General features: G+C 38.2%; 16 protein-coding genes. All 16 read left to right on the top strand.

Annotation, left to right across the window (positions count from 1 at the left end; all coding sequences use genetic code 11):
* Position 1 precedes the first annotated feature (1 nt).
* The 16 genes from fliJ (at position 2) to flhB (ending at position 11,453) form a co-directional block, all read left to right on the top strand.
* Positions 2-445 carry a flagellar export protein FliJ gene (gene fliJ / locus AC1D69_RS11325; RefSeq protein WP_495456265.1) on the top strand — a complete coding sequence of 148 codons (444 nt, stop codon included), beginning with the start codon at positions 2-4 and terminating at the stop codon, positions 443-445.
* Between the two features lie 51 nt (positions 446-496).
* The gene (locus AC1D69_RS11320; RefSeq protein WP_495456264.1) at positions 497-1,423 is read left to right on the top strand and encodes a kinesin; all 927 of its coding nucleotides are present in this window, start codon (positions 497-499) and stop codon (positions 1,421-1,423) included.
* A gap of 38 nt (positions 1,424-1,461) precedes the next feature.
* Positions 1,462-2,799, top strand: coding sequence for a flagellar hook-length control protein FliK (locus AC1D69_RS11315; RefSeq protein WP_495456263.1), 1,338 nt, complete (start codon positions 1,462-1,464; stop codon positions 2,797-2,799).
* Between the two features lie 19 nt (positions 2,800-2,818).
* On the top strand, positions 2,819-3,295 hold the full coding sequence (locus AC1D69_RS11310) for a flagellar hook capping FlgD N-terminal domain-containing protein (RefSeq protein WP_495456262.1): 477 nt from the start codon (positions 2,819-2,821) through the stop codon (positions 3,293-3,295).
* Entirely contained in the window at positions 3,292-3,681 is a 390-nt protein-coding gene (locus AC1D69_RS11305; protein ID WP_495456261.1) for a TIGR02530 family flagellar biosynthesis protein, read from the top strand. Before AC1D69_RS11310 ends, AC1D69_RS11305 begins: the two co-directional genes overlap by 4 nt.
* 79 nt (positions 3,682-3,760) lie before the next feature.
* Positions 3,761-4,579 carry a flagellar basal body rod protein FlgG gene (flgG, locus tag AC1D69_RS11300; RefSeq protein WP_495456260.1) on the top strand — a complete coding sequence of 273 codons (819 nt, stop codon included), beginning with the start codon at positions 3,761-3,763 and terminating at the stop codon, positions 4,577-4,579.
* Between the two features lie 56 nt (positions 4,580-4,635).
* Entirely contained in the window at positions 4,636-4,860 is a 225-nt protein-coding gene (locus AC1D69_RS11295) for a flagellar FlbD family protein (RefSeq protein ID WP_495456259.1), read from the top strand.
* Complete coding sequence (locus AC1D69_RS11290; RefSeq protein ID WP_495456258.1) at positions 4,857-5,327, top strand: flagellar basal body-associated FliL family protein; 471 nt, start codon at positions 4,857-4,859, stop codon at positions 5,325-5,327. The genes AC1D69_RS11295 and AC1D69_RS11290 overlap by 4 nt, the downstream gene beginning before the upstream one ends.
* A 34-nt stretch (positions 5,328-5,361) precedes the next feature.
* The gene (gene fliM, locus AC1D69_RS11285) at positions 5,362-6,360 is read left to right on the top strand and encodes a flagellar motor switch protein FliM (protein ID WP_495456257.1); all 999 of its coding nucleotides are present in this window, start codon (positions 5,362-5,364) and stop codon (positions 6,358-6,360) included.
* The gene (gene fliY, locus AC1D69_RS11280) at positions 6,350-7,573 is read left to right on the top strand and encodes a flagellar motor switch phosphatase FliY (protein ID WP_495456256.1); all 1,224 of its coding nucleotides are present in this window, start codon (positions 6,350-6,352) and stop codon (positions 7,571-7,573) included. The genes fliM and fliY overlap by 11 nt, the downstream gene beginning before the upstream one ends.
* Positions 7,574-7,600: 27 nt before the next feature.
* Positions 7,601-7,966 carry a response regulator gene (locus tag AC1D69_RS11275; RefSeq protein WP_495456255.1) on the top strand — a complete coding sequence of 122 codons (366 nt, stop codon included), beginning with the start codon at positions 7,601-7,603 and terminating at the stop codon, positions 7,964-7,966.
* A gap of 8 nt (positions 7,967-7,974) precedes the next feature.
* The gene (locus tag AC1D69_RS11270) at positions 7,975-8,484 is read left to right on the top strand and encodes a flagellar biosynthetic protein FliO (RefSeq protein ID WP_495456254.1); all 510 of its coding nucleotides are present in this window, start codon (positions 7,975-7,977) and stop codon (positions 8,482-8,484) included.
* Positions 8,481-9,236, top strand: a complete 756-nt coding sequence (gene fliP, locus AC1D69_RS11265) for a flagellar type III secretion system pore protein FliP (RefSeq protein ID WP_495456253.1) — start codon at positions 8,481-8,483, stop codon at positions 9,234-9,236. Before AC1D69_RS11270 ends, fliP begins: the two co-directional genes overlap by 4 nt.
* 38 nt (positions 9,237-9,274) lie before the next feature.
* Positions 9,275-9,544 carry a flagellar biosynthesis protein FliQ gene (gene fliQ / locus AC1D69_RS11260; RefSeq protein ID WP_495456252.1) on the top strand — a complete coding sequence of 90 codons (270 nt, stop codon included), beginning with the start codon at positions 9,275-9,277 and terminating at the stop codon, positions 9,542-9,544.
* An 11-nt stretch (positions 9,545-9,555) separates the two neighbouring features.
* Complete coding sequence (gene fliR / locus AC1D69_RS11255; protein WP_495456251.1) at positions 9,556-10,344, top strand: flagellar biosynthetic protein FliR; 789 nt, start codon at positions 9,556-9,558, stop codon at positions 10,342-10,344.
* Positions 10,345-10,364: 20 nt separating this feature from the next.
* Positions 10,365-11,453 carry a flagellar biosynthesis protein FlhB gene (gene flhB / locus AC1D69_RS11250; protein WP_495456250.1) on the top strand — a complete coding sequence of 363 codons (1,089 nt, stop codon included), beginning with the start codon at positions 10,365-10,367 and terminating at the stop codon, positions 11,451-11,453.
* Positions 11,454-11,468: the final 15 nt, after the last annotated feature.

Here is an 11,468-nt window from a genome sequence, read left to right as displayed (position 1 = left end):
CATGAGATTTCATTATGCGTTTCAGAATATTGTGAATCTGAAGGGGAATGAGAAGACCCAAGCAGAATGGTTGTTATCGAATGCAATCGCTAAACTTCAAGAAGAAGAGAAGTCATTACATGAATATCAGAGTATTCGTAAAGATATGACGGACCAACTCCAAATTGAGGTTGAGAATGCTGCTTCAGTTGCTAAAATTCAAGAAATTCAGAGTTTTGTTGAACATCTAGATCAGTGTATCATCAATAAAAATATGGATGTTCGCAAAGCAAACGTTGTAGTTCGTAAGAGTCAGAGTCATTTGACTGATAAAATGCTAGATGAAAAAGTATGGATGAAATCGCGTGAGAAAGCAAAAGACAAGTTTCAACATGAAACGCTCCTCCGGGAACAAAACGAACTTGATGAAATAGCAACCGTAAGATTTGCTATGAATGTTCGCTAGATATACATTCGGAGGGTGTCTAAATGTATTGCCCCTTAGGGAGGAATAATAGTGGCTCGTAATTATAATGAATTTAAAGTTGAAAAAGAATCTGTAGGGGGTTTTGAACGATTCCTAGTGTTAATGATCCCTATAGTTTTCACAATTGTTCTCATAGGCGTATTACTAGTTTTATTTAATGTGAATATGCGTAACTCTTTTCTTGAATTGGCTAACAAAATTCCCATTGTACAGAATTGGGTACCTGCTCCCAATCTGGATCCGGAACAAACAAAACTAGAAAAGAGTAAAAATGAGATAAAAAGTGCAGAAGCTACTATTAAGGAACTTAAAAGTAAGCTGAGTGCTCAAGAAATGGAACTGAAACAAGTAACAGAAGGCAAAACAAAACAAGAAACTGTAATGAAAGATTTACAGGAGCAGATAAAAACCTTAGAGAATGAAGGTACTCTGGCTGAAAATCCAGAAGAAACTGTTGATGTCTACCAAAAAGAAATCAATGGGTTAGCTAAAATGTACGGAAATATGAGTCCAAGTAAAGCTGCACCGATTATACAGAACCTGGAGAAGGAAGAGATGGTTCTGGTATTTAAATCGATGAAGATGGATAAGCAAACATCCATTATCGAGAAAATGAATCCCAAAGTTGCAGCAGAAGTAACCATGATGATGAAGGATAATAAGTCTGCAGATGAACTACGAGCTGCCGCTCTAGAAGCTCGAAAGAAGAAAGATACCGAAGCTGAAGTTTTAGAAATAAAAATTAAGAATAAGAGTGAGTTAAAGCAGACATTTGCAAATATGACACCCAAATATGCTGCGGATCTTTTGTTCGAGACATACAAGATTAGCCCTGACAAGGCGTTAAAGATTTTGAAAGATATCGATGATAAGACACGTTCAGCCATTCTCGATAAGATGTCATCTGATGATTCCATCACGACAGCTAAGATTCTCAATAAGCTTATGACAAAGTAGGAACTGTCATCAACGCTAGGAAGGAGGTGAAAAATAAAATGACATTACTTTCTCGAAATGTGGCAGTGAATTCTTCTAGTACGAGCAAAGCTGGAACGACAACTGGAAAAGCAACTAATAATGCTTCTGTAAATGAAACCGGAAAGTCTGGATCTGTAGTCGATCAATCGTTCTCTAAACTATTGGGTGAAGAGACATTGACGACACAAGAGAGTACTTCTCAGTCAGATGCAGCTAGGTTATTGGAAAAGTTACTACAGGATGCTTCTCTAAAAGAGACCCCAGTAGCAGATGCATTGGCACTACTCCTTCAGGGACTTACTGAAGACATGGATAAACTTGATGAAGCTATAACAGAAGACCCTGCACTTATGGTGATGCTTCAAGGGTGGCTTCAACAAGTGAATGCATTGTTAAACTCTAATGAAGTGGGATCACAGAATGTTGGCCAGGAAGGGTCCACAGCGTTATCTGGACTTGCAGAAAACGCTGCAACGATAAGATTTGCGTTGCAAGATGGACTGGGTCAATTAGTAGCTTTGTTACAGAATAAAGCGAGTTCTGCGAATAATGCATCTCAGGCTCTTCAATTGTTGGCATCTTTCCAAAATGTATTGCAAGAAGCAGGCGTTGTCGATAAACAGAGCATATCTGCTCAGAATCGAGAGCAAGTCTTGAATGCTGCCACACCGACTACATCAGTGTTAGTAAATGCTTCTGCCAAAACAGTACAAGGAGTGTCACTAACTCAAAGTAACCAAATGAATACGACCTTAGTAGAAGAGGATCCTTCTGTTAGTCAGGATGATTCACTAAGCCCAAGTCAAGGGACATTTACTGCTGGAGAACTCCTTATGAGAGAAGGCATAAAGAATCCTTTGAAAGCAGCTGCAGCTTCGGTGCCTGTTGAACAATTTGCAAAAGAAATGACTAGTTTTGTAGTGAATAAGCTAGATATTGTGAAGCAAAATGGCATGACTGAAGCGAAGATATCACTTTATCCAGAGCATTTAGGACAAGTTGACATCAAAATTACAATGTTGAATGGGCAATTGGTAGCTACTTTTATGACAGAGCGTTCAGGAGCAAAAGAATTGCTAGAACAGCAAATGTCACAACTTCGGATTGCTTTGCAATCTCAAGGATTGCAAGTCGAGAAGTTAGTAGTGACGCAGAACCAATCGCTTGAATCACATATGTACCAAGATGGACGCCAATCTAATGCAGGTCAACAACAATCCAATCGGAGAGCTAAGGAACGTGATGCTCAATCTGATGATTCATTAGTTGTTGCGGAGCTTACAGAGGAATGGAACGATTGGTTATCTGAACGAATTGAACTTGATAAGGGTAGTACGTTTACAGCGAAAGCTTAAAAATAGGAGGTGAAACAATATGGCTTCAAATAATATATCAACAACTAATATTTGGCCTAATTATTCTGCTAGTAATGTAGCGACAGCTAGTAAAAAAGATAATACAACGATGGGCAAGGATCAGTTTCTAAAGATCATGATGGAACAACTTAAGAATCAAGATCCGATGCAACCTATGGAAGATAAAGAATTTATTGCACAGATGGCGCAATTTACTTCTGTTGAGCAATTGATGAACATCTCTGGTCAATTAACGACATTAAACCAATCACTTGGTAGTGTATCCGGACTTATTGGTAAAGATATTAGTTGGATTGATGCAACACCTGGAAGTACCTCGGAGATAAAAACAGGTACGGTTGGTTCAATCGTTATTAAAGATGGGATACAGTATGCAACAGTAGGAAAAGAAGCTATTCCAGTTAATCTAATACTTGAAATAGCAGCTCCAAATACAAATGCAAACGTAAGTGGAGCAACTGGGACAGTAATATGAGTGATCGTATGATTATTGGACAGTTATATCCTGCCAAAATATATCCCACTTCAACTCCCAGTAGGGGCAATAACCGTCACTCGAATGTAGAAACAGCTAGTGTTTCCTTTGATCAGATATTACAGCAAAATATGCTTAAGTTCAGCAACCATGCTGTAAAGCGTTTAGAACAACGAGGAATTGAGATTCCTAGTGAGCAGTTGTCACGCATATCGGATGCAATCGATCAAGCGGCAGCAAAAGGTAGTAAAGAATCACTGATATTAATGAATGATATGGCATTGATTGTAAATGTAAGAAATCGTACGGTTGTAACGGCGATGGATGGCGGATCAATGAAGAATAACGTGTTCACCAAGATTGATAGTGCCGTAATCATTTCATAACTGGCTGGCCCGAACTGGAAGCCAGTGGACCGTTGATCGATTGATATGGTCCATGTACTTAATAAGGGGGAATAATAGAATGTTAAGATCTATGTATTCAGGGGTTTCTGGGATGAAAGGCTTTCAAACCAAATTGGACGTTATTGGTAACAATATCGCCAATGTTAATACGATTGGATTTAAATCTGGCCGTGTTATGTTCAAAGATGTCATGAGCCAAACGGTTTCAGGCGTAACACCACCCTCGGATACTCAAGGTGGAGTCAATGCGAAACAAATCGGTCTAGGCGTATCTATTGGATCAATAGATACATTGCATTTAGCAGGAAGTGCAATGACAACGAACAATCCAACGGATGTACGTCTTGATGGCGATGGATTTTTTCTAGTATCCATGGATCCTACGGCGCAAGAAACACCGTTTCTGACACGTGCGGGAGACTTCCATATTGATGCAGCACGTAATCTAGTAACATCAGATGGATTGTTTGTGGTCGGTGAGGATGGGGGAATTATCACTATAGGTGAGGAAACGACGTCTTTCTCCATTGCACAAGATGGTAGCATTGTTGAAAAGTTATCAACTGGAGATACACAATCACTACTTAAACTTGGTGTAACGAAAGTGGTTAACCCCGAAGGTCTTGAGAAAATTGGTGGTAACTTATATCGCATCACTTTGAATGCGGAACCAGATGGTGATTTAACCATAATGACAGCAAATGATGCTACCTTAGGAACAGGAGCCATCATCTCTGGTCAATTGGAAATGTCTAACGTAGATCTAACCAATGAGTTTACTGAAATGATTGTTGCACAACGTGGATTCCAAGCCAATTCTCGAATTATTACGACATCAGATGAGATCCTTCAAGAAGTGGTTAATCTGAAACGATAATAATTTAGTGGGAGGGGAGGATAACTCCTCTCCTAAATTTTCATAGGAGGCATACAATGATCTCTGTCACAAGGATAAACGGTTCAAAAATGTGGTTGAACGCTCTTTTGATTGAAATGGTAGAAGAGACACCAGATACTTACATTACTTTAGTCACCGGAAAAAGATTAATTGTACTTGAAAAGGCTTCTGAAGTGATCTCTCTCGTGAAGAATTACAGCCAAGAGATTGGTCTGAATAATGCGACTATTAAAGTACAACAAACGGAGGAAACCCCATGAAAAAGATGATGCCTTGGTTGATTACAATTCTATTAGCCATTACTTTGATAGTGCTAGCAGCCTTCTTGCTTATGGCAAATTTGTTTGATGACGACAAGGATGAAGTCTCTTCGACTGTAAATTCCGTTGAAACTAAACATTTGTCAGCAGATCAAATTGTAGAAAGGACTTCTGAAATAAAAGATATCAAAACAAACCTTTCGGATCCCGATTACATCGTATTGATGAATTTTGCGTTTCAATTGGATACCAAGAAGTCTAAGGAAGAGTTTGACAAGATCAAAGATATTAAAATCAAGCCGATCATCCTCAAAACGCTGGCTGATTCGAAACCTGAGGACTTAGAAGAGGCGTATGGTAAAGATCAATTAAGCGCAAAATTGATCAATTTGATTAATAAAACCTTAACCAAAGGGAAATTGACTCAAATCGAGATCACTGATTTCTATTTACACCATAATATTTGAAACATTGGGAAAATCCTGTAAGGGGGTGAGATGATTGGTAGATGTATTATCACAAAACGAAATTGACGCCCTGCTCGCTGCACTATCTTCTGGTGAAATGGACGCTGAAGAGCTCAAAAAGGAAGACACACAGAAAAAGGTCCGTTCGTATGATTTTAAGAGAGCGGTACGATTCTCTAAAGACCACATACGTAGCTTAACTCGTATCCATGAAAATTTTGCTAGGTATCTTACAACTTACTTTTCAGCGCAGTTAAGAACTTTTGTGCAAATAAACGTTGTACAGGTAGAACAGCTTCCGTACGATGAATTTATCCGATCTATACCAAAGATGACGATTCTCAATATATTTGAGGCTGAGCCACTTAAAGGTAGAATGGTCATGGAAGTTCATCCGAATGTAGCTTACGCTATGTTGGATCGGTTACTTGGAGGTGTGGGAAATGCGCCTTCCAAAATTAATTCACTCACAGAAATAGAAACAACTATTATGGAGCGAATATTTGGTAGAGCTTTCGAAAGTTTGCAAGAAGCTTGGAAGACGGTATTAGACATCACTCCTCGTTTGGAAACTATGGAGACTAATCCGCAGTTTATGCAAATCGTATCTCCGAATGAAACGATAGCTCTAATATCACTAAGCACCAAAATTGGAGATACCACGGGAATGATCAACCTTTGTATACCACACGTTGTTCTAGAACCGATAATGTCCAAACTATCGGCGCATCAGTGGTTTGTATCAGAGAAGAAAGTAAGTGAAGCAGCAGAAGTAGAATCATTAAAGCAAAATGTGAGACTAACGAAGTTGAATGTTGTAGCAGAACTTGGAGAATCAAAATTATCGATTTCTGAATTTTTAGGGTTATCTATAGGAGATGTCATCAGTTTGAATAAACCGCTTCACTCAGGGTTATCGATCAAAGTCGGAGATAAACTGAAGTTTATTGGTAGTCCTGGGACATTGAAGGATCGTATTGCAGTACAAATCGATGAAATTGTCAGTGAAGGAGTTGAAGAACATGACGAGTAAGGATTATTTATCTCAAGAAGAAATAGATGCTCTACTTAGCCAATCTGATTCTGATAGTTCAGAAGAACCTATTACAGTAGATGATTATCTGATACCGCTTGAACAAGATGCATTGGGCGAAATTGGAAATATTACATTTGGTAGCGCTGCAACAGCGCTGTCTACATTGTTAGGAAAAAAAGTAGAGATTACGACACCTGCAGTGTCTATTATTACTAGATCACAATTTGAAGATGAGTTCCCTAAACCCCACGTTGCTGTTCATGTGACTTATGTGGCTGGATTTGAAGGAATTAATTCACTTGTAATCAAAACTAAAGACGCGCAAGTTATTGCTGACTTGATGCTTGGAGGGGATGGTAATCCCACTAATGAAGAATTAAATGATATTCATATTAGTGCTGTTCAAGAAGCTATGAATCAAATGATGGGTTCATCAGCAACATCCATGTCAACTCTCTTTAATCGATTTGTAAATATTTCACCTCCATGTATAAATATTTTAGATATGGCAAGTGGTGAAGGCGTCGCAGGTCTTCCACCTGAAGAAACACTCATTAAAATTTCTTTCCGATTGACGATTGGAGATATAATCGATTCGACTATTAGACAACTCCTTCCAGTGGATTTTGCAAAAGACATGGTGAGTTTATTAATGCAAGGTAATGAGGAACATGCACGGGTTGAAGTGTCAGCATTAGAGGTCCCAGTACAAGCGGAAGTGAATCATGTGGCACCGAATTCATCAGTTGGATACGGGCAACAATCTTCCATTCCAAATCAAGAAAGACCTTATCAAAGCACAACAGGAGGCGTGCCTACAGTGGATCCGAACATGCAAATGCCTTATGGAACACCATCACCACAGTATTATGGATCACCCAATCGCAATGTGAGTGTTCAGCCTGTACAATTTTCGAATTTGCAGTCTGTTCCAAATAATCCGGTTGATCATAACAATTTAGATTTATTAATGGATATTCCTCTTAAGGTCACCGTAGAATTAGGGAGAACCCAAAAGCAGATTAAGGATATTCTTGAACTATCCCAAGGATCTATCTTCGAACTAGATAAGCTTGCAGGCGAACCAGTTGATATTTTAGTGAATAACAAATTGATCGCCAAAGGTGAAGTTGTTGTTATCGATGAGAACTTTGGTGTGCGTGTGATAGATATCGTTAGCCAGTGGGACCGTCTACAAAAATTACAATAAGCATAGTTTAGGGAGGATTTTTACCAAATGGCAAATCGAATTCTTATCGTGGATGACGCAGCTTTTATGAGAATGATGATCCGTGATATTTTAACAAAAAATGGTTTTGAAGTAGTTGGAGAAGCAGAAGATGGTAATCAAGCAATTGAGAAATTTAAGGAAGTCCGTCCTGACTTGATCATGATGGATATTACAATGCCAGAAATGGATGGTATTGTTGCACTAAAAGAAATTAAGAAAATTGATCCAAGTGCAAAAATTATTATGTGTTCTGCAATGGGTCAGCAGACTATGGTTATTGATGCTATTCAAGCTGGTGCCAAAGACTTTATCGTTAAGCCATTTCAAACTGACCGTGTTATCGATGCGATTAATAAAACACTAGGAATTTAGGAATATATATGCCTAATAGTGGGAATTCTGGGTTGAATATTGTATATGTAATTATTGTATTGGCCGTTATCATTGGACTCATAATTTTGTTGATTCGTTTCTTAGGCACTAAAAACAAATCTTGGTTCAGTAATCCAACAATACGAATTATTGGTGGTGTTGGACTCGGGCCAAACAAAACATTACAAGTGATTGAAGTGGGAAATAGTGTGTATTTAATCGGCGTAGGTGAAAATATTAACCTTGTTGATAAAATTTCCGATCCAGATGAGGTTACATCTATATTGGCTTCACTACAGGATGAAGCAGCTATGAGGGGCAATGGGCTGTCTGTGTTCTTGAGTAAATTAGTCAGTAAATTGCGTAGGGAACAACCTTCGCAAGAGATTGAACTGGAAGATGGAACTTCCTTTCACGAAGTGTTTGACTCCAAGGTGCGTCGGATGTCTAACCGAAAAGACAAAATGGAAGAACTGCTCCGAGAAGATAATAATACAGATCGGTTGAGGGATCCATGAAAAAAAAGCTTATATTAGTATGTTTATTATTGGGAATTATCAGCATATTTTCTGTTACGGCGGCGTTTGCTGATCCTATTCCTAATATTGATATTCAGATCGGGAACGCTGCTGATGGCAAACCAGCTACAAGTACATTATCGATAATACTCCTAACTACAGTGATCAGTATTGCTCCGGCGGTACTGGTACTAATGACGAGTTTTACTCGTATCGTAATTGTCCTTGGTTTTGTTAGAACGTCCCTTGGGACACAGCAGATGCCCCCGAATCAGGTATTAGTCGGATTAGCGCTGTTCATAACACTATTTGTCATGTCACCAACGTTATCAACGATGAATGAAGTCGCCCTTCAGCCTTATATGAAGGGAGAAATTACACAGACACAGGCGTTAACAAAAGCTTCTGAACCGATTAAAAAGTTCATGTTTTCTCATACACGCGAGAAAGATCTGTTATTGTTCATGAACTATACCAAAATGGAGAAGCCAGCTACATACAATGATATTCCGCTTACGGTGTTGGTACCTTCATTTGCGATAAGTGAACTTAAGACAGCATTTCAAATGGGATTTATGATTTTTATTCCATTTCTAATTATTGATATTGTTGTTGCAAGTACATTAATGGCAATGGGGATGATGATGTTACCACCCGTCATGATATCACTCCCATTTAAGATTCTATTATTTGTACTCGTAGATGGATGGTATTTAGTTGTCAAATCACTTCTATTAAGTTTTAACACATAGCGCATAGTATGACGTATATGTGGTGAGGGAGATCAGTCATGAACTCGGATTTTATTATTGGACTGGCTGGACAAGCAATTTTCACAGCACTTAAAATAAGTGCACCGATGTTACTATTGGGACTAGTAGTTGGTTTGATTATTAGTATATTTCAAGCAACCACCCAGATTCAGGAGCAAACACTTGCTTTTGTTCCAAAAATAATTGCTGTATTGTTAGCGTTATTGTTGTTTGGTCCTTGGATTTTAACGACACTCGTAGACTTTACCTTTAATATATTAGACAATTTGTATAAATATATAGGTTAGGCTGAATGTCAATGGAATTAATAATGCAGAGTTTTCCGGTTTTTTTACTTGTTTTTTGTCGAATTACATCTTTTTTTGTCGTAGCTCCAGTGTTTTCATCGAAAGGTGTGCCTACACAATTTAAGGTAGGGATATCATTTTTTATCAGTATGATTATTTTTCTGACTTATGGTGTTAATCAGTCTGTTCCACAAGATCTGACCTATGTTCTACTTATTATTAGTGAAATCTTAGTGGGGTTACTACTTGGATTTGTGGGGTATCTGTTGATTACTGCAATTCAGACAGCTGGGGCATTCATAGATATACAGATTGGCTTTGGGATTGCAAATGTATTAGATCCTATGTCCGGTGCTTCTATACCTATGCTAGGGAATTTTAAGTATATGATCGCTATGCTGCTATTTTTAAGTATGAATGGTCATCTGCACTTAATTGACGCTATCGTTCACAGTTATGAATGGATTCCATTATCCAACGATGTCTTTATGAAAATGAATGATGGTAGCATTTCTGAGTTTTTAATTAGAACCTTTAGTCAATCCTTTGTGTTAGCTTTTCAAATGTCAGCCCCGTTAGTTGTAGCATTATTCTTAACTGATGTCGGGCTGGGCTTCTTAGCGAGAACAGCACCTCAATTTAACATCTTTGTCATTGGTGTTCCGCTGAAAATTTTCTTAGGCTTAGCAATGTTATTGTTGCTAGTCCCCAGCTTTTCTTATGTATTCGGCAATTTGTTTGAAGTATTGTTCGATTCTATGAATAACCTGCTAGGGATCATTGGGAATCAGCCAAATTGAGCAGGATGGAGGAAAGGATCGTGTCTTTTAGGTATCCTTTGGACTTACAGTTATTTGCTCAAGAGAAAACAGAGAAGGCATCTCCTAAAAAACGCCAAGATACACGCAAAAAGGGACAGGTTGCGAAAAGTATGGAAGTATCGGGTTCTGTAACGCTTCTTTCTGCTTTTCTATGCCTCCTTATATTTAGTGGATACTTCAAAGAGAGACTTACTCATTTGTATACTGATGTTTTTATGAATAGAATGTTGACAGAAGTTACTATAAGTAATGTCATGATGATGTTCCGAGCCTATGGTATTCAAGTGTTGTTGATGATGGCCCCCATTTTTTTAACGGTGGTCGTCATGGCACTAATAGCAAATCTTATGCAGGTAGGTTTCCTATTAACTGGTGAACATTTAAAAATGAAAATGAGTAAACTTGATCCTATCAAAGGATTCAAAAACATATTTTCAATGAGATCATTAGTAGAATTTGCTAAGTCAATCATCAAACTTACGGTTATAGGTTATCTGGTTTACAGTACATTGTGGGGTAAAAAGGTAGAAATCGCATCACTGTCTGAAATAAACATGGATAATATATTATTGTTTATTGCTAGAATGACTATGAATTTAGGACTTAAAATTGCAATTGCATTATTTATTCTAGCTGTCTTGGATTATATGTATCAGCGTTATGAATATGAAAAAGGGATACGAATGTCAAAACAAGATTTGAAAGATGAATACAAAAAAATGGAAGGCGACCCGCTCATAAAAGGGAAAATAAGAGAACGTCAACGAAGGATGGCCATGCAGCGAATGATGCAAGAAATTCCAAAGGCAGACGTAATCATTACGAACCCGACACACTTTGCGATCGCTTTGCAATATGATGGAACCACTATGGAAGCACCAACCATAATTGCTAAAGGTCAAGATTATATGGCTTTACGAATTAAAGAAATAGCCAAGGAGCATGGCATCATTACTATGGAAAATAAGCCTCTAGCCCGCGCATTGTTTCAAAGGGCAGAAATCGGGGATTCGATTCCTGCCGATTTGTTTCAGGCGGTGGCTGAAGTACTGGCCTATGTATATAAACTCAAAGGTAAGACTCAATAATTGAGGGATTGGAGG

The sequence above is a fragment of the Paenibacillus sp. Y301 genome, assembly GCF_059445505.1.
The sequence above is the reverse complement of the archived record's forward strand: the minus strand, read 5'-3'. Positions and strand labels throughout refer to the sequence as shown.

What these genes read in the sequence shown, in the direction of transcription:
- fliJ (WP_495456265.1), top strand. Translation starts at nt 2, where the DNA reads ATGAGATTTCATTATGCGTTTCAGAATATTGTGAATCTGAAGGGGAAT.
- AC1D69_RS11315 (WP_495456263.1), top strand. Translation starts at nt 1,462, where the DNA reads ATGACATTACTTTCTCGAAATGTGGCAGTGAATTCTTCTAGTACGAGC.
- AC1D69_RS11310 (WP_495456262.1), top strand. Translation starts at nt 2,819, where the DNA reads ATGGCTTCAAATAATATATCAACAACTAATATTTGGCCTAATTATTCT.
- AC1D69_RS11305 (WP_495456261.1), top strand. Translation starts at nt 3,292, where the DNA reads ATGAGTGATCGTATGATTATTGGACAGTTATATCCTGCCAAAATATAT.
- flgG (WP_495456260.1), top strand. Translation starts at nt 3,761, where the DNA reads ATGTTAAGATCTATGTATTCAGGGGTTTCTGGGATGAAAGGCTTTCAA.
- AC1D69_RS11295 (WP_495456259.1), top strand. Translation starts at nt 4,636, where the DNA reads ATGATCTCTGTCACAAGGATAAACGGTTCAAAAATGTGGTTGAACGCT.
- AC1D69_RS11290 (WP_495456258.1), top strand. Translation starts at nt 4,857, where the DNA reads ATGAAAAAGATGATGCCTTGGTTGATTACAATTCTATTAGCCATTACT.
- fliY (WP_495456256.1), top strand. Translation starts at nt 6,350, where the DNA reads ATGACGAGTAAGGATTATTTATCTCAAGAAGAAATAGATGCTCTACTT.
- AC1D69_RS11275 (WP_495456255.1), top strand. Translation starts at nt 7,601, where the DNA reads ATGGCAAATCGAATTCTTATCGTGGATGACGCAGCTTTTATGAGAATG.
- AC1D69_RS11270 (WP_495456254.1), top strand. Translation starts at nt 7,975, where the DNA reads ATGCCTAATAGTGGGAATTCTGGGTTGAATATTGTATATGTAATTATT.
- fliP (WP_495456253.1), top strand. Translation starts at nt 8,481, where the DNA reads ATGAAAAAAAAGCTTATATTAGTATGTTTATTATTGGGAATTATCAGC.
- fliQ (WP_495456252.1), top strand. Translation starts at nt 9,275, where the DNA reads ATGAACTCGGATTTTATTATTGGACTGGCTGGACAAGCAATTTTCACA.
- fliR (WP_495456251.1), top strand. Translation starts at nt 9,556, where the DNA reads ATGGAATTAATAATGCAGAGTTTTCCGGTTTTTTTACTTGTTTTTTGT.